A 17063-nucleotide genomic window follows, 5' to 3' on the forward strand; every position below is an offset into this window, starting at 1 on the left:
CACGCCACGCCGCTCCGCGTTTTCGAATGTCGGAGATCTGGCACAGCAAAGGAAGATGGAATGGAGCCCTGCGATGAAACGCCCCGGATCGTGGATCTGATTGCATCCTTCGGACGCAAGACGCCGCAGTCGGGCAACCACAAGGCGAAGCCTACGGCGGCGGCCGATGCCGACGCCGGATCGCCGGTGGCGGCGCAGGAACGGCGCCTGATCGCGCACAAGCTGCGACCGACGCCCGCGCGTGCCGATGTCTTGCGCGCCTTGGAGCAGGCGGCGCCGAGTTGTCTCGATGCCAGCCGGGTGTACCGCCTCCTGAGCGGTGGGCGCGATCGCCTTACGCCGGGATCGGTGTATCGCGCGCTGCACGATCTGTGGGGCGCCGGCTTGCTGGTTCGCACGGAAGGCACGCGCGGGCGTGCGTTCTACGCGATCAAGCCCGACCTGCTGACCGCGCGCCACGACACGCTGCGCTGTCGTTGTGGCGCGCGACTGGTGTTCATCGAAGACCCCGTGTTGCGTGCGCACCTGCGGTCGCTTGCCGGGAAGGAGGGCTTCGTGCTCGACGCCGAGACGGTCTTCACCATCACCACCACGTGTGCGCGGTGCGGGCAACTCCGCACTGCGGCGCATGGGGTGGCAGAGGACGATCGAAGGTCACCAACCAGGCGGGCCTGATCCGATCAATGCGAGATGTCGTTGGGCAGCACGATGCCGGGCACGGGAGCAAGCTCGGCGCCGTTCCTGCGGTCGGAAAGATAGCGTGCCGGCGGCTTGCCGACGGCCTTGCGGAACATGGTGACGAACCCGCTGGCGTTTTCGTATCCCAGTTCCAACGCCACCGTCTGCACGCTGTCCCCCTTGGTCAAGCGCTGAAGCGCCAGGATGACGTGCAGTTGCCGGCGCCAGCGCCCGAAGCTCATGCCGATTTCGTGCAGCAGCAGGCGGCTCATGCTGCGCTCGCTCATGCCGATGCGGGTCGCCCAAACGGCCTTCGAGGTCTTGTCCGTTGGGTCGGCCAGCAGCAGTTCCGCGAGGCGGCGCAATCGGGCGTCGCGCGGCATGGGCAGATGCAGGTCCTCGACCGGCGCTTCCACCAGCTCGTCGAGCAAGGCGGCAATCAGCCGATCTTCCCGCCCTCCCAGCGGGTACAAGGCAGGAAAGCCGGCCACCTTCAGCAGCAGCTCGCGCAGCAGGGGCGATACCGCAATGGTGCAGCAGGCTGTCGGAAGATCGGCGGCGGCGGCGGGATCGACGAACAGGCAATGGCACTCGGTTTCGCCCGACCCGCGTGCCGCGTGGGGCAGGTCGCCGGGAATCCAGATGGCGCACTGCGGCGGCACGATCCAGACGCCGTCTTCGATTTCGCAATTCAGGACACCGCGAACGGAGTAGATCAGCTGCGCCTTGTGGTGCCGATGCCGGGCATTTTCCCAGTCCTTTGTCACCGAGGTGGCACTCAGGGCGACGACGGGGCGCGGAACGTTGTCGACGTCCAGGGGCTCAATGATTTCGGTGATGGCAACGCTCGACATGGTGCGCTGGGACTGGTGCCGCCGTGGGGGGCTGTCTGTTTTGAATAATACTATTAGAAAATTTTTCTGATTGCATCCGACCGTTGTGCGGTTTGTTGACGTCATGGCGCTGCAGGATCACGGCTTGCGGGGGATGTCGCGCGGATCGCATAGACGCCCTGCCTCGATGGCGGGGGCGCCGCCTGTTTTCGTGTCGGCTGCGCGGTGGAAACGGGCAGGGGCGCGCGGCGGTTCTTGCGCGGGCTGTGCGCTGCATCGGATCGCAGGCATCCAATGGCGATGCCCGTTGGGATGTGGGGATCCGTGAACACGGCATCCGATGGGCTGAGGCGGATGCGCCAGGCCCTGATGCGCCGGTTGCCAGAAGACGCAGTGGCCGTTTTGCGTAACACCTCGCTTGGCAACGAAGCGGTTTCGCGGCTGGAGGACCTCGTCTCGCGCGATCGACTGGACCCGTTGGAGGCCGCTGGTCGCTGGTCGCGAATCCAAGGCCTAACCTTGGGACGACGCGGACCACCGGCCCGAAGACCGAAATGCGCGGTGATGCGGTGTCGCGCATTGAAAAGATGGAGACGTTTCGCGCAGTATCCGAGGGCTGATCGTGACCACGACGGTGAACGCGACCGATCTGCCTCGGGGCTGCGGCAGTTGGTTTTCTGGATGAGGTCGTCCCGGATGCAACATGGATCGACAGGCACAGGTGCGAAGACAGTGATCGACAAGCATGCTTCTTGGAATCCTGCCGCGCAGAAGCGCCTGTCGCTGCGTCCGCGCCAGGCGTCCGACGCCGACGCGTTGTTCCCGACGATGTCCGATCCGGCCAGCATGCGCTGGTGGTCGCGCGCTCCGTTCGCGCGTGTCGAAGAGCTGCGCGATGCCTTCGCCGCCGATGGGCATGCGAACTGGCGTGCTTGGGCGATCGTGCCGGCGGGCCAGGCCCGCGCGATCGGGTTCGTGGCGGCCGGGCAGAGGCGCGAAGGCGTGGCCGAAATCGGCTACCTGCTCGCACGCGAGGCGCAGGGGCGCGGGTATGCGCGCGAAGCGGTCGCCTTGTTGATCGAGCAGTTGTTCGCCGAGGGACAGCGGCGCCTCTTCGCCGATACCGATCCGGACAACCGGCCCTCCATCGCATTGCTCACGGCGCTCGGCTTCCGCCTGGAGGGCCGCTTGCGGGCCGAATGGCGTACCCACATCGGTCTCCGCGATGCGCTCATCTATGGGCTGCTGGCCGAGGAGTGGAGCGCTGGAACGGCTGGGTAGCCGGGGCATGGCGTGCGCCCACACGAGGACGCCGAAGCCAAGCGCTGTTCCTCGACCAACCATCCACGGTCGGCACTCACCCGTACCGCAGGCCGCTCATCGCGCATATTCCAGGTGGATCAGCGGATACGGCTTGCCCTGGTCGTCGAACGGGGAACGGCCTGTGCGCCTGAAGCCCATCCTTTCGTAGAAGCCGACGGCCTGGTGGTTCTGTTCGTTGACGTCGGTCGTCATGCGCGGATGCAGCGCCAGCCCGTGGCGCACGAGCGCCGCCCCCACGCCGGTCCCGCGATACGCGGGGTCGACGAACAGCGCCTGCAGATGCCCATCGTCGATCAGCATGAACGCCAGCGGATGGTCGCGCGCATCCACGGCGAACCAGAGCGGGGCCTGCGGAAGAAACCCGCGCACCAGTGCCTCGATCGCCAGGCGATCCGGCGGCGACAGGAAGTCGTGGGTCGCCGCGACCGCGTCGCGCCAGATCTGCAGTGCGCGATCTCCCTCATCGGGGCGGGAGCGTCTTATCCCGAGCGTGGTGGTCTTGCATTTCATCATGTCGGTAGAACCTCTCGAAGGGGTGCAGCGCTGCGCTCTCGCAGCGCAGTTGCCATCCATGCGGATCGTGAAATCGACACGGCGGACAGCGCAAATTCTAAAGTCGTCCGGGATGGGCTAGCCTTTCGGGAAACAGGAGAACGCGATGACTGGATCGACGCCGCTCGGCTTCATCGGACTCGGCACGATGGGGCTGCCGATGGCCACCACGCTGGCGCGTGCGGGGATGCCGCTGATCGTCTGGAACCGCTCCGCAGCACGTTGCACGCCGTTGCTGGCGCTCGGTGCGACGGCCATGCCTGGCGCCGCCGATGTCTTCGCGCATGCCGAAACCGTCGTCCTGATGCTCGCGGACGAGGCCGCGACGGACGCGGTTCTCGCGCGCGCATCGCCGGATTTTGCGCCGCGTGTCGCCGGCCGCAGGATCGTGGCGATGGGCACGATGCGCCCGGCCTACTCGCTGGCGCTGGCGCAGGCGATCCAGGACGCAGGCGGGCGTTATGTGGAGGCGCCGGTCTCGGGCTCGCGCCGGCCTGCGGAGGACGGCGCGCTTGTCGGGATGCTGGCGGGCGCACCGGACGACGTTGCCGCAGTCAGGCCGCTGCTCGCGCCCATGTGCCGGACGATGTTCGATTGCGGTCCGGCTCCGAACGCATTGCGGATGAAGCTGGCGATCAATGTGTTTCTGATCACCATGGTGACCGGCCTCGCCGAGGCGACGCATTTTGCCGCGCGCCACGGCCTCGATCTGGACCGGTTTGCGGCGATCCTCGATGCCGGCCCGATGGCGAGCGAGGTATCGCGGATCAAGGCCGCCAAAGCCAGGGATCGGGACTTCGCGCGGCAGGCGGGCATCTCGGACGTGCTGAAGAACAGCCGCCTGATCGTCGACGCGGCCCGCGAGGCGGCCATCGCGTCGCCGCAGATGGATGCTTGCCTCGCCCTCTATGCGGAGACGCAGGCCTTGGGGCTTGGCGACGACGACATGATCGCGGTCGTTCGCGCAATCGAGGCGCGGACCGCCGCACTGTCGAGCGTCGAGCGCGTCGGCGCCGGGCAGTGACGCGAGAAGGCGGCGGGACTGGCGTGGAAGCCCAACTGCGCGATGGCGGCGGCGTGCCGCCTCCGAAGCCCGGGACGCAGGCGAGAGCGCACTGGCGCCTGGGGCAGGGCGCGCGTACTCCCGTCGCGCTGCTCTACCTGCATGGGGTTTCGGCAAGTCCCGGCGAAGCCGGCGGCTGCCTGAGCGCATGGCCGACGCGCTGGCGGCCAATCTGTACGTGCTTCGCTGGCCAGGCCATGGCGAGGCCGCACCCGATGCGATACGCGGGCTGAGCAGCGCGCGCCTGGAGGCCTCCGCATGCGCGGCGCTCGACCAGGTCCGCACGATGGGGGATCGGGTGGGCATCGTCGGAAGCTCGCTCGGTGCCACCTTGGCGCTCTGGCTGGCGGCGGTGCGGCCCGCCGAGGTTGCCGTCGTCGTGGCGTGGTCGCCGGGCATCCAGGCTGCCGACCCGGCGCTGCTGGATCGACATTGCGCCGCGCACGCGCCCTGGGTCGACGGCCGGCAACGTACGCCGGCCGTCCAGGCGTATTGGTCCAGTGCGATTCATCCCGAGGGCTTCCGTACGCTGCGCGAGACGTTCCGCAAGTACGCCGCCGAACCGCCCTGGCCGCGCGTCGGCTGTCCGGTGTTCCTGGGTTACTGCCGCGGCCTGGAGGGCGCAGAAGACCGGACTGTGTCCGTGCCGGCGATGCTGGCCATGTTCGCGTCGCTGGGGACGCCGCCGGGGCGCAAACGCGTGCAGGCGTTCGCCACGGGGCGCATGCCATCGGTTCGCCGCACCGAACGCCGCTGGCGGGCTTGGTGGCCGACCGTTCCGTGGCGTTCTTGCGCGATGCGCTCGCCGATGTCGAGCGGCCTGGCGCCGGATAGGCCAGCGGATGGGCCGCGGCGACGGTCGGATCGCGGGGCGCGCGGCCGTATCGCCGCGATCGGCCGCACGTTGTCTTCGTGATGGTGTTTGTCAACCGCTTCCCGTCCCGGACCACGTACCTTGATCCAGCCTGAGACGCAGGCGGAACTCCCCGGGTGGGAAAGGAACGATGGAATGAAGACGAAGGCGAAGGGCTTGGCAATCGTGGTCGCGGCGGGACTGGCGCTGTCCTTTCAGGCGCAGGCGCAGTCGTGCTGCCCCTCCGGCGGGCATGGGGTCGTCGGCAAGGGCCTGGGGGAGAGCGTGCCCAGGGCGCTGAATCTGGCCACCGATGCGTCCTGGCGCATCTACGAGTTCTCGCGCGATGGCGTGAACTACGTGCAGATCAACGACGCCAACGGCGTGGTCCGCGCCGCGGTCGGCCGCATCGGCAAGACGCTATGGGTACTGCCGATGGGCAGCGACGTGGCGCGCGTGTCGCTGACGGCCTCGCCTGCGACGCCGGCCCGCGTGGTCTATCGGAGCGCGGATGTGGTGGTGCGCGTGCGCACGCAGGCGCGCGGCGACGCGTGGGAGGTCACCGCGGTGGAGTGAGGCGAGCGGCGCGGCTTTCCGACACCAGGAAGCTGAAGCTCAGCGCATGGCGGCGCCGGCAGGTGCCGCCATGCGCCTGCAGCCGCACCGCCAGTTCCCGCTCGGGCTCCGCCGAGCGGCGCCGCAACGCGCTCAGCATGGCGGCATCGGCGGTAATGCGGATGGCGATGCCGTGCCGTCCCCGGGCGCTCCATACCCGCGCGCGCAACAGATGGGTGTGCGCCACCGGCAGCGTCTCGATGGCGTCGAGAATGCAGCGATACGCCACCAGTTGCAGGCCCAGCGACAGGCGCCGCGGATCGCCCTGCAGGCTGCAGCGGAACTCGGTGGCGCAGAGATTGCCGAAGCTCGACGAACGCAGGGTGTGGTACAGGCCATGCGTTTCGATGCCGAGCGGGTAGAGCGCGGTGACGTAATCGTCCAGCAGCTTCGCCTGGATCATGCCGGTGCGGGTCATCTGCATGGCGGCGGCGTAGTGGCCGCGCGCGCGCAGATCCTCCACCACGTCGCGGCGCAGCTTGTTGATCTGCGTGCTGAGGTCGGTGTAGTCGACCACCCGCCGGCGCAACGTACGTTCGGCGGACAGGTAGCCGGCCTGGGCGAAGGCCAGCGCCTGCTCGCGCAGGCGCCCGTCCTCGCGCATGTGCCGGTAGGCGGCGGAGATCCGCGCGCCGAACGCGAACATCACCGTGGCCGTGGCGGCGAGCAGGATCTGCACCACGAACGCATCGGCATCGTGCATGCCCGGTGCGACGACCTTGGGCATGGACAAGGCCACGGCGACGTTCGCCAGGACCACGCCGAGTGCCGCACCGCGCCAGCCATGGCGCAGCGTCAGCACGATCGCCGGGACCACCAGCAGCACCATCAGCACCTGCCGCAGCACGGCGTCGCCGACGACGGCGATCGCCGCCGACAGCGCCACCACCGCGGCGATGCAGGCCAGACCCTCGTGCAGCAGCGAGGCGCGCATGCTGATCGGCTCGTCGCGGCGCAACCACAGCAGCGCCGGCAGCACGAACATCAAGCTGCCCAGGTAATCGCCGAGCCAGTAGCGCAGCAGCACGTCCAGCGGCGCCGGCCCGGCCGGGCCGCCCAGCGCGGTGTTGATCGCGATGTTGCAGAGCGTGCTCCACAGCGCGGTCGCCAGGATCAGCGGCAGCAGCCAGTGATCGTTGCGCGCCAGATCCGGGATGCGCTGATGCGCCAGGACCGGCAGCAGCGCCACGGCCGGCATCAGCAGGAACGGACTCAGGTACGCCCAGGCCGCACTCGCGCCCCAGGTGCCGCTCATGGGGATCCGCAGCGTCAGCAGCGCGGCGGCATCGCCCGCCATCAACCACGGCCAGCGCCGGACGGGGGAAAACAGCAGGCTGGCGACGCGCACGCCCGCCGGCAGATACCACTGGTCCACGGAGCAGCGCCAGGCCAGCAGGAAGGTGGCGCAGTAGGCAACGCTGAGTAGAACGCCTCTGGCGATGTCTCTTCCCGCGGCCATCCCCGCCATCCGTGGTGTGTCGCGGCTACTGTATAAGCCGGATCGGTGTCGAGGGTAGACAGTTGCTGTTGTAGACAGCCGTGTGCGGTGTGTCGCAAGCGGTGGGTGGATGCACCCTAGCGCGATCGTTCGTCTCGCGCCGGATTCGGCAGCTGCGGCGGCATTGCCACTTCCAGCATTTCGACGCTGCACCGACGGCGTCCTGCTTACCGCTCGCGCTCGCGCATGCAGCGACACGTGCTTGCCTGCTTCGATGCCGCGCCATGCGAGCGCGGCCGCGCCGGCGCTGCACGGCCAGGCGATACTCGACGCAGGACAGCGACCGCCAAGCGCCGAGGGGCTTCAGCAATGCTGGCGTCCTGCCACAACGGATTCGACCAGGCCGTCCCGGGCACGCCGTGCATGTCATGCCGAAGAGCGTCCTCGATGTTCCGTCATCATCGCACCGGATCGATGCCGGCGAGGGCGTGGCCGAGCGCGCACGGCAGTCCTCCGGTCACCGGGTTGAAGACGGCGCCGAGGCGTCTATCGACAGGGCAGGGGGAGGCGTAGCATCGGGCCATGGCTTCCGTGCATCGACCTCCCGTTCCCGCATTGCGCGGCCTGGTGACGTCGGTGTGGGCACACGATCCCGCGCCAGTGTCGGCGGCGGTGCGGCCGCACGCGCGCGAGCATGTGCTGCCGACCGGCGCCACGCATCTGGCCGTGCGCATCGGCGGCGCGCCGCTGCGGGTGTTCGACCACGCGGCCGACCTGCGCGGCCATTGCCTGGGCCATGCGGTGGTGGGGGGCGTCCGCATGGCGTACCACGTGCGCGATGTCGCACAGCCCGCGGTCTCGGTCGGTGCGATGCTGCGTCCCGGCGCCACGGGCGTGCTGCTCGGCGTGCCGGAATCGGCGCTGGCCGGGCACCACACGCCGCTGGAACTGCTGCTGTCCGCCGGCGAGGTCGACGCGCTGCTGGAGCGGCTGCATGCAGGCGCCGACGCGCCGGCGCGACTGGCGGCATTCGAGCAGTGGTTGATCGCGCGTGCCGGTGGCCGGCCGCCGCTGCTGCATCCAGCGCTGGCGCCAATGCTTCTGCGCGCCTGGCAGCCGGGGCTGCGCGTGGAGACCATGGTGCGCGCCAGCGGGCTCAGCCATCGGCACTGCATCGCCCTGTTCCGGCAGGCGACCGGCCTGGCACCGAACGCATGGCTGCGGCTGCAGCGCTTCTCGCATGCGCTGGAACTGGCCTGCGACCGATCGCTGGGCTGGGCCGAGATCGCGGCCGCCAGCGGCTTCGCCGATCAGGCGCATCTGACCAATACCTTCCGCAGCGTGGCCGGTGTCGCGCCGTCCGCCTGGCGTCGCATGGCGGACCCGGCCGCGCCACGGCACGTGCCGCGCTGAGCGCGGCGCAGGTCAATTTCCTGCAAGACGCCGCATGCGCAGGGTTCCACAATGGGCCTGCACTCCACACAAGGACCTGTCATGGCGATCCACGAACTCTATGCCTACCTGTGCGTGCGCGATGCCGCCGCGGCGATGGACTTCTACGCGCGTGCATTCGGCGCGCGCGAACTGTTCCGCCTGACCGAGCCGGACGGGCGCGTCGGCCATGCCGAGGTGGATCTCGACGGCCACACGTTGATGCTGTCGGAAGAATATCCGGACATGGGCGTGCGCAGCCCCGAACATCTCGGCGCCACGCCGGTGACGCTGCACCTGCATGTGGACGATGCCGACGCGCTGGTCGCCCGCGCGGTCGCCGCCGGCGGCACGCTCGAGCGCGGGATGCAGGACCACTTCTACGGCGAACGCTCCGGCACGGTGCGCGATCCCTTCGGTCACCGCTGGCTGATCGGCCACGCGATCGAGTCGGTGACGCCGCAGGAGATGCAGCGGCGCTACACGGCCTTGTTCGATACGTCGGCCAAGACATGAGCGGGAGGCGGCGCACATGGCCGGGCAGCACGGCCATGTGCGCAGCTTTACCCAGCAACCCGCCCGATGTGCCTTGAATGCACTGATGCGGGAACGCGGGCCAGGCTCGGCAGGCGCGCGCACCCGGCGCGCTGCGGCTGCCCCGCGCTCAGTGCAGCAAGATATCCGCCAGCAGCTTCAGGTTCAGCACCACGATCAGCGCGGCGATCGCCCAGGCCAGCCAGGCCAGCCCGCGACGCACCACCAACGGGCCCATGCGGCGCTTGTCGGTGACGAAGCGCACCAGCGGGATCACCGCGAACGGCAACTGCATCGACAGCACCACCTGGCTCAACACCAGCAGCTTGGCGGTGCCCTGTTCGCCGTACAGCGAGGTCACCGCGACCACGGGGATGATCGCCAGGCCGCGGGTCAGCAGGCGCCGCGCCCACGACGGCAGGCGCAGGTGCAGGAAGCCTTCCATCACGATCTGCCCGGCCAGGGTGGCGGTGACGGTGGAGTTGATGCCGGAGGCCAGCAGCGCCACCGCGAACAGGGTGGAGGCCAGGCCGACGCCGAGCATCGGCGCCAGCAGTTCGTGGGCCTGCTCGATCTCCTGCACGTCGGTACGGCCGTGGGCATGGAACACCGCGGCGGCGAGGATCAGGATCGCGGCGTTGACGAACAGCGCCAGGCTCAGCGCGATGGTGCTGTCGGCCAGCGCCCAACGCAGCGCCGAACGACGGCCCTGGTCGGTGCGTTCGTAGGCGCGGGTCTGCACGATCGAAGAGTGCAGGTACAGGTTGTGCGGCATCACCGTCGCGCCGATGATGCCGATCGCCAGGTACAGCGCGGCCGGGTCGGTCACCACCTGCGTGCGCGGGATGAAGCCGGCCAGCACCTCGCGCAGCGGCGGCGCGGCCAGCACGATCTGCACCAGAAAGCAGACGAAGATCACCGTCAGCAGGGCGATCACGAACGCCTCCAGCGCACGGAAGCCGCGGCGCATCAGGTACAGCACCAGCAGCGCGTCGATCGAGGTGATGATCGCGCCGGCGGTCAGCGGGATGCCGAACAGCAGCTTCAGCGCGATCGCGGTGCCGATCACCTCGGCCAGGTCGCAGGCGACGATCGCCGCCTCGCAGGCCAGCCACAGCAGCAGGTTCACCGGCTTGGAGTAGTGCGCGCGGCAGGCCTGGGCCAGGTCGAGGCCGGTGGCGATGCCCAGGCGCGCGGCCAGGCCCTGCAGCACGATCGCCATCAGGTTGGAGAGCAGGATCACCGACAGCAGCAGGTAGCCGAAGTGCGAGCCGCCGGCGATGTCGGTCGCCCAGTTGCCGGGGTCCATGTAGCCGACCGAGACCATGTAGCCCGGCCCGAGGAAGGCCAGGAAGCGGCGCCAGCCCAGTCCGCCGCGCGGCACGGCGACGCTGGCGTGCATGGCGCCCAGGCTGGGCCGGGCCTCGCCACGACTGGCCTGGGCGTCGGCGGATTGGGGAAGGGGCAGGGGAACGGCCATGGCGGCGACGGGGTGGGCGGGGTGCGAACGAGTATATAGCAGGTGCTATATGGATTAGCATTGGCAATTCAAATCGCTGCGATAGCCAGGATTTCGGCCAGAATAGGCAGGTGGCCGGCGGGGCGCCGGCACCGGACAAGGGCGTTGCGATGCAGAAAAGCGGGAAGTCGATGGCGCCGCAGGCGGTGCTGCTCGACGCCGAGGTGCAGGTCGAAAGCTTCCGCCAGGTGCGCGAGGCGCACCGCCTGGAGCTGATCGAGGATTACGTGGAGCTGATTTCCGACCTGCTCGCCGACGGCGGCGAAGCGCGGCAGGTGGATATCGCCGCGCGCCTGGGCGTGGCCCAGCCGACCGTGGCCAAGATGCTCAAGCGCCTGGTCAAGGGCGGCTGGGTGGTGCAGCGTCCGTATCGCGGGGTGTTCCTGACCGCCGAGGGCGAGGCGCTGGCCGCGGCCAGCCGGCAGCGCCACCAGACGGTGGAGCAGTTCCTGCTGGCCCTGGGCATCGACGCGGATACCGCGCGCCGCGATGCCGAGGGCATCGAACACCACGTCAGCGAAGCGACGCTGACGGTGTTCGCCGAGTTCGTGCGCAAGCACGGCGCGGCGCGATGAGCGTCGGCGACGATGCGCAACGGGCGCGCGACGAGCACTGGATGCGCCACGCGCTGGCCCTGGCCGAGCGCGCCGAGCGCGAGTTCGACGAGATCCCGGTCGGCGCGGTGCTGGTCTCGGCCGACGATGAGGTACTGGGCGAGGGATGGAACCTCAACATCGCCGAGCACGATCCCAGCGCGCACGCCGAGATCGTCGCGCTGCGCCAGGCCGGCCGCCGGCTCGGCAACCACCGCCTGGTCGGCAGCCGCCTGTACGTGACCCTGGAGCCATGCGCGATGTGCGCGATGGCGGTGGTGCACGCGCGGGTGGCGGAGCTGGTCTACGCCGCCACCGATCCCAAGACCGGCGCCTGCGGCAGCGTGTTCGACCTGCTCGCCGACCCGCGCCACAACCATCGCGTGCAGGTCCGCGGCGGCGTGCTGGCGACGGAGGCCAGCTTGCGCCTGACCAACTACTTCCGCGCCAAGCGCGGCAAGCCGCTGCTCGGCGGTTGAGGCATCGGGCCCCTGCCGATCGCACAGGCCGCACGGTATCATTGAAGGCTGATACGACACTTCCGCGCCGGCCTCGCCGCCGCGAACGACAGGACGGTGATATGGCGCAAGCGCACGTGGCGAACGATCGGCTGATCTGGATCGATCTGGAAATGACCGGCTTGGATACCGATCGCGATTCGATCATCGAAATCGCCACGGTGGTGACCGACGCCCAGCTCAACGTGCTGGCCGAAGGCCCGGAGTTCGCCATCGCCCATCCGCTGCAGACGCTGGAGGCGATGGACGAGTGGAACCGCAACCAGCACCGCCATTCCGGCCTGTGGCAGCGCGTGCTCGACAGCAAGGTCACCCTGGCCCAGGCCGAGGCCGAGACCATGGCGTTCCTGACCCAGTGGTGCAAGCCCGGCACCTCGCCGATGTGCGGCAACTCGATCTGCCAGGACCGGCGCTTCCTGCATCGGCAGATGCCGCGGCTGGAGCGCTTCTTCCACTACCGCAACCTGGACGTGTCGACGCTGAAGGAACTGGCGCGGCGCTGGGCGCCGACGGTGTCGGCCGGCCTGACCAAGGCCTCCTCGCACACCGCGCTCAGCGACGTGCACGACTCCATCGCCGAACTGCGCTACTACCGTCCGTTCATGGGCAGGCTGGGCGGGCAGGGCGAGGGCTGATCCGCGGTCCGGACGCCTGCGGGCGCATGCGACACGCCGCCCGACGCGCGTCGGGCGGATGCAGGGAACACAGAAAGGGGGATGCCGCCGCTCAGCGCGCCAGCGGCGGGCCCGGCTTGGTCTCGCCGTCGTCGGTGACGCCCTTCGTCAGAAGCTCGGCGATCGGGCGGCCGTCGGCATCGTGGTGGTACACGTGCAGGTCGCGCTGCGGATACGGAATGCTCAGCCCGTTCTCCAGCAACTGGTTGCGGATCTGTTCCAGCGTGGTGCTCTTGGCCGCGCCGAAATCGCCGTTCTTGGCGTAGCCGAACAGCATCAGGTCCACCGTGCTCTCGCCCAGGTTGGTGACCTGCACGAACGGGGCGGGCGTCTTCAGGATGTTCGGATTGTCCTTGGCGATCTGCAGCAACAGTTCCTGCGCCTTCTTCAGGTCGTCGCCGTAGCCGACGCCGACGGTGATCTCCAGGCGCCGGTTGGGCAGGGTGCTGTAGTTGACGATCGGCGCGGTGGTGATGGTGCTGTTGGGCAGGGTCACCATGCGCTCGTCGAAGGTGCGGATGCGGGTCTGGAAGATCCGGATCTCGTCCACCACGCCTTCCTGGCCGGCCACCACCACGTGGTCGCCGTCGCGCATCGGCCGCAGCACGATCAGCATCACCCCGGAGGCGATGTTGGACAGCGAGTCCTTCAGCGCCAGGCCCACCGCCAGGCCGGCGGCGCCGAGCACGGCGAACAGCGAGGTCGGCGGCACGCCGATCTTCTGCAGCGCGGTGACCAGCACCAGCACCAGCATCAGCGCGTAGGCGACATTGCGCAGGAAGTTGCTGAGCGTGGTTTCCACCCGCGCGCGCAGCAGGGCGCGCTGCAGCCACAGGCTCAGGCGCTTGGCGATCCACATCCCGACCACCAGGATCAGGATCGCCACGCTCCAGTTGAGCGCGTACTGCGACCAGTCCAGCGCCCGCCAGTCGAGCGGGCGCGTGGCCGGCGCCGCCGGAGCGGCGGCCGCGGTCAGGGCCGTCAGCCACGACTGCGCCATCGCCATCAGCCCTTGCTCTTCAGCTTGGCCAGGCGCAGCCAGGTGTCGACCACGGTGTCGGGGTTCAGCGACACCGACTCGATGCCTTCCTGCATCAGCCACTCGGCCAGGTCCGGGTGATCCGACGGACCCTGGCCGCAGATGCCCACGTACTTGCCCTTGGCGCGCGCGGCCTTGATCGCCATCGACAGCATCTTCTTGACCGCCGGATTGCGCTCGTCGAACAGGTGCGCCACGATCGAGGAGTCGCGATCCAGGCCCAGGGTCAGCTGGGTCAGGTCGTTGGAGCCGATCGAGAAGCCGTCGAAGATGTCCAGGAATTCCTCGGCCAGCAGCGCGTTCGACGGCACCTCGCACATCATGATGATCTTCAGGCCGTTCTCGCCCTGGCGCAGGCCGTTGCTGGCCAGCACCTCGACGACCTTGCGACCCTCCTCGAGGGTGCGCACGAACGGGATCATCACCCACATGTTGTCCAGGCCCATCTCGTTGCGGACCTTGAGCACGGCCTTGCATTCCAGCGCGAACGCGGCGGCGAAGCTCGGATCGACGTAGCGGCTGGCGCCGCGGAAGCCGATCATCGGGTTCTCTTCGTGCGGCTCGTAGTTGCTGCCGCCGATCAGGTTGGCGTACTCGTTGGACTTGAAGTCCGACAGGCGCACGATCACCGGGTGCGGCGCCACCGACGCGGTCAGCGTGGCGATGCCTTCGGCCAGGCGGTTGACGTAGAAGCTCACCGGATCGGCGTAACCGGCGATCTTCTCGTCGATCTTCTTCTTGGTCGCCGCGTCCTGCTTGGCGTACTCCAACAGTGCGTTGGGATGGATGCCGATGTGCGCGGCGATGATCATTTCCAGGCGCGCCAGGCCGATGCCGGCGTTGGGCAGCTGGCCGAAGTCGAATGCGCGCTCCGGGTTGGCCACGTTCATCATGATCTTCAGCGGCGCCGGCGGCATGTTGCCCAGATCCGTGGTGGTGCGCTCGAACGGCAGGCGCTCGCCATAGATGTAGCCGGTGTCGCCTTCGGCGCAGCTGACCGTCACTTCCTTGCCGTCCTCGACCAGTTCCATCGCGTTGCCGGTGCCGACCACCGCCGGCACGCCCAGTTCGCGGGCGATGATCGCCGCGTGGCAGGTGCGGCCGCCGCGGTTAGTGACGATCGCCGAGGCGCGCTTCATCACCGGCTCCCAATCGGGATCGGTCATGTCCGCGACCAGCACGTCGCCGGGCTGCACCCGGTTCATGTCCTCCAGGCTGCGCACCACGCGGGCGACACCGGCACCGATCTTCTGGCCGATGGCACGGCCTTCGGCGATCACCTCGCCGCGCTGCTGCAGCGCGAAGCGTTCGATCTGGGTGGCATGGCCGCGCGACTTCACCGTCTCCGGGCGTGCCTGCACGATGAACAGCTTGCCGCTGACGCCGTCCTTCGCCCACTCGATGTCCATCGGCCGCTGATAGTGCTGCTCGATCACCAGCGCCTGCTTGGCCAGTTCCTGCACGTCCTCGTCGTTGATCGAGAAGGTGTTGCGCAGCTCGGCCGGGGTGTCCTCGATGCGCACGCGCTCGCCGGGCACGTCCGAATACACCATGCGGATCAGCTTGCTGCCCAGCGAACGGCGCAGGATCGCCGGCTTGCCGGCCTTCAGGGTCGGCTTGTAGACGTAGAACTCGTCGGGATTGACCGCGCCCTGCACGACCATTTCGCCGAGGCCGAAGCTCGAGGTAACGAACACCACGTCGCGGAAGCCGGACTCGGTATCCAGGGTGAACAGCACGCCGGAGGCGCCGACGCCGGAGCGCACCATCAACTGCACGCCGGCCGAGAGGAACACGTCCTCGTGCTTGAAGCCGTGGTGCACGCGGTAGGCGATGGCGCGGTCGTTGTAGAGGCTGGCGAAGACTTCCTTGACCTTGTGCACCACGTCGTCGGCGCCGGTCACGTTGAGGAAGGTCTCCTGCTGGCCGGCGAAGCTGGCGTCGGGCAGGTCTTCGGCGGTGGCCGAGGAGCGCACCGCCACGGCCACGTGGCCGCCGCCGTTCTCGTCGCACAGTTGCGCATAGGCCTGGCGGATCGCCTGGTCCAGCTCCGGCTGCAGCGGCGCGTCGATCACCCAGCCGCGGATCTCCTTGCCGGCGGCGGTGAGCGCGCCCACGTCTTCCACGTCCAGCGTGGCCAGCTTGTCGAAGATGCGCTGGTACAGATCGTTGTGGGCGACGAAGGCCTTGAACGCCTCGGCGGTGGTGGCGAAGCCGCCCGGCACGGAGACGCCGAGGCCCGCCAGGTTGCCGATCATTTCGCCGAGGGAGGAATTCTTGCCACCGACGCGGGCCAGGTCGGCCAGGCGCAGCTCATGCAACCACAGGATGTTCTCGTTCAAGCGCGATGCTCCGTTAGGCCATCGCCCGAGGCGGGCTGAATGGCCGCGTCCGTGAGGGAAGAAGCCGATATGATGCAGTGCGCACCCGAGCGGGCACAAGCGAAGCGGGCGCATCCGTTGGGTTTCAGCCAGGAGAATGCAGGCAATGTCGACGATCAGACCGGTGTTCTACGTGTCCGATGGAACCGGTATCACCGCTGAAACCATTGGGCATAGCCTGCTCACCCAGTTCAGCGGTTTCAGCTTCGTCACCGACCGCATGTCCTTCGTCGACGATCCGGAAAAAGCCCGCGACGCCGCGCAGCGCATCCATGCCGCGGGCGAGCGCTATCAGGTCCGGCCGATCGTGGTCAACTCCTGCGTCGATCCGCAGCTGAGCATGCTGCTCGCCGAAAGCGGGGCGCTGATGCTCGACGTGTTCGCGCCCTTCATCGAGCCGCTGGAGCGCGAACTGAACGCGCCGCGGCACTCGCGGGTGGGACAGGCGCACGGTCTGGTGGATTTCGAGACCTATCACCGTCGCATCAACGCGATGAACTTCGCGTTGGCGCACGACGACGGCATCGCGCTCACCTACGACGAGGCCGACGTGATCCTGGTGGCGGTCTCGCGCGCGGGCAAGACCCCGACCTGCATCTACCTGGCGCTGCATTACGGCGTGCGTGCGGCCAACTATCCGTTGACCGACGAGGACCTGGAGAGCGATCGGCTGCCGCCGCGGCTGCGCCCCTACCGCAACAAGCTGTTCGGGCTGACCATCGATCCGGAGCGGCTGCAGCAGATCCGCCAGGAGCGGCGGCCGAATTCGCGTTATTCCAATGCGGAGACCTGCCGGCGCGAAGTGGCGGCGGCCGAAACCATGTTCCGCATGGAGCGGATTCCGACCTTGAGCACCACGCACACCTCGATCGAGGAGATTTCCAGCAAGGTGCTGGCGACGCTGGGACTGCAGCGCGAAATGTTCTGAGCGGGCAGCGCGACGGGCGGGGCCGTTCCTGGCGAAAACGGCATTTCCGCACGTCGTCGCATGGATCTCCACGGTAGGCCCACGGCGCCGA

Annotated in this window: 16 protein-coding genes and 1 pseudogene; 11 read left to right on the forward strand and 6 right to left on the reverse strand. The window is 68.6% G+C overall.

The features are described 5' to 3' along the window. Positions 1-60 precede the first annotated feature (60 nt). Positions 61-675: a Fur family transcriptional regulator gene (locus AC1PME_RS09985; protein ID WP_481098002.1), complete on the forward strand. Its 615-nt coding sequence runs from the start codon at positions 61-63 to the stop codon at positions 673-675. A gap of 5 nt (positions 676-680) precedes the next feature. Here the strand turns inward: AC1PME_RS09985 and AC1PME_RS09990 are convergent, their stop codons facing one another. Next, positions 681-1532 carry an AraC family transcriptional regulator gene (locus tag AC1PME_RS09990; protein WP_481098003.1) on the reverse strand — a complete coding sequence of 284 codons (852 nt, stop codon included), beginning with the start codon at positions 1530-1532 and terminating at the stop codon, positions 681-683. 711 nt (positions 1533-2243) lie between these two features. Here AC1PME_RS09990 and AC1PME_RS09995 point away from each other — a divergent pair. After that, positions 2244-2792 carry a GNAT family N-acetyltransferase gene (locus tag AC1PME_RS09995; protein WP_307550311.1) on the forward strand — a complete coding sequence of 183 codons (549 nt, stop codon included), beginning with the start codon at positions 2244-2246 and terminating at the stop codon, positions 2790-2792. A 96-nt stretch (positions 2793-2888) separates the two neighbouring features. Here AC1PME_RS09995 and AC1PME_RS10000 read toward each other — a convergent pair whose 3' ends face one another. Beyond that, complete coding sequence (locus AC1PME_RS10000; protein WP_481098004.1) at positions 2889-3344, reverse strand: acetyltransferase; 456 nt, start codon at positions 3342-3344, stop codon at positions 2889-2891. A gap of 148 nt (positions 3345-3492) precedes the next feature. Between AC1PME_RS10000 and AC1PME_RS10005 the strand changes: the two genes are divergently transcribed. From AC1PME_RS10005 to AC1PME_RS10015, 3 genes and pseudogenes are all read left to right on the forward strand, one after another. Beyond that, positions 3493-4410 carry an NAD(P)-dependent oxidoreductase gene (locus tag AC1PME_RS10005; protein WP_481098005.1) on the forward strand — a complete coding sequence of 306 codons (918 nt, stop codon included), beginning with the start codon at positions 3493-3495 and terminating at the stop codon, positions 4408-4410. Positions 4411-4463: 53 nt separating this feature from the next. Further along, a pseudogene (locus tag AC1PME_RS10010) lies at positions 4464-5283 on the forward strand (alpha/beta hydrolase). 175 nt (positions 5284-5458) lie between these two features. Next, complete coding sequence (locus AC1PME_RS10015; RefSeq protein WP_254457912.1) at positions 5459-5878, forward strand: hypothetical protein; 420 nt, start codon at positions 5459-5461, stop codon at positions 5876-5878. Here AC1PME_RS10015 and AC1PME_RS10020 read toward each other — a convergent pair. Further along, complete coding sequence (locus tag AC1PME_RS10020) at positions 5862-7376, reverse strand: MASE1 domain-containing protein (protein ID WP_481098006.1); 1515 nt, start codon at positions 7374-7376, stop codon at positions 5862-5864. The genes AC1PME_RS10015 and AC1PME_RS10020 overlap by 17 nt on opposite strands. Before the next feature lie 561 nt (positions 7377-7937). Here AC1PME_RS10020 and AC1PME_RS10025 point away from each other — a divergent pair. Together AC1PME_RS10025 and AC1PME_RS10030 are read left to right on the forward strand one after the other, a co-directional pair. Beyond that, positions 7938-8768 carry a helix-turn-helix domain-containing protein gene (locus AC1PME_RS10025; protein WP_481098007.1) on the forward strand — a complete coding sequence of 277 codons (831 nt, stop codon included), beginning with the start codon at positions 7938-7940 and terminating at the stop codon, positions 8766-8768. 81 nt (positions 8769-8849) lie between these two features. Continuing rightward, positions 8850-9302, forward strand: a complete 453-nt coding sequence (locus AC1PME_RS10030; RefSeq protein ID WP_481098008.1) for a VOC family protein — start codon at positions 8850-8852, stop codon at positions 9300-9302. Between the two features lie 148 nt (positions 9303-9450). On the opposite strand, the gene AC1PME_RS10035 is transcribed toward AC1PME_RS10030, so the two are convergent. Continuing rightward, positions 9451-10800, reverse strand: a complete 1350-nt coding sequence (locus tag AC1PME_RS10035; RefSeq protein WP_481098009.1) for an Nramp family divalent metal transporter — start codon at positions 10798-10800, stop codon at positions 9451-9453. Between the two features lie 149 nt (positions 10801-10949). Between AC1PME_RS10035 and mntR the strand changes: the two genes are divergently transcribed. The 3 genes from mntR to orn all read left to right on the forward strand — a co-directional run bounded on the left by mntR (position 10950) and on the right by orn (position 12585). After that, positions 10950-11414, forward strand: coding sequence for a manganese-binding transcriptional regulator MntR (gene mntR, locus AC1PME_RS10040; protein ID WP_254457917.1), 465 nt, complete (start codon positions 10950-10952; stop codon positions 11412-11414). Then, a complete protein-coding gene (tadA, locus tag AC1PME_RS10045; RefSeq protein ID WP_481098010.1) occupies positions 11411-11911 on the forward strand; it encodes a tRNA adenosine(34) deaminase TadA in 501 nt (166 codons plus the stop codon). The genes mntR and tadA overlap by 4 nt, the downstream gene beginning before the upstream one ends. Positions 11912-12012: 101 nt before the next feature. Continuing rightward, complete coding sequence (orn, locus tag AC1PME_RS10050) at positions 12013-12585, forward strand: oligoribonuclease (protein ID WP_307550330.1); 573 nt, start codon at positions 12013-12015, stop codon at positions 12583-12585. Positions 12586-12676: 91 nt separating this feature from the next. On the opposite strand, the gene AC1PME_RS10055 is transcribed toward orn, so the two are convergent. Next, the gene (locus tag AC1PME_RS10055) at positions 12677-13630 is read right to left on the reverse strand and encodes a mechanosensitive ion channel family protein (protein ID WP_307550332.1); all 954 of its coding nucleotides are present in this window, start codon (positions 13628-13630) and stop codon (positions 12677-12679) included. Further along, entirely contained in the window at positions 13630-16005 is a 2376-nt protein-coding gene (ppsA, locus tag AC1PME_RS10060; RefSeq protein ID WP_307550334.1) for a phosphoenolpyruvate synthase, read from the reverse strand. The genes AC1PME_RS10055 and ppsA overlap by 1 nt, the downstream gene beginning before the upstream one ends. A gap of 145 nt (positions 16006-16150) precedes the next feature. Here ppsA and ppsR point away from each other — a divergent pair, with 145 nt between their 5' ends. Beyond that, a complete protein-coding gene (gene ppsR / locus AC1PME_RS10065; RefSeq protein WP_160947275.1) occupies positions 16151-16972 on the forward strand; it encodes a posphoenolpyruvate synthetase regulatory kinase/phosphorylase PpsR in 822 nt (273 codons plus the stop codon). Positions 16973-17063 lie beyond the last annotated feature (91 nt).

It is taken from the genome of Xanthomonas sp. NCPPB 901 (assembly GCF_056725085.1).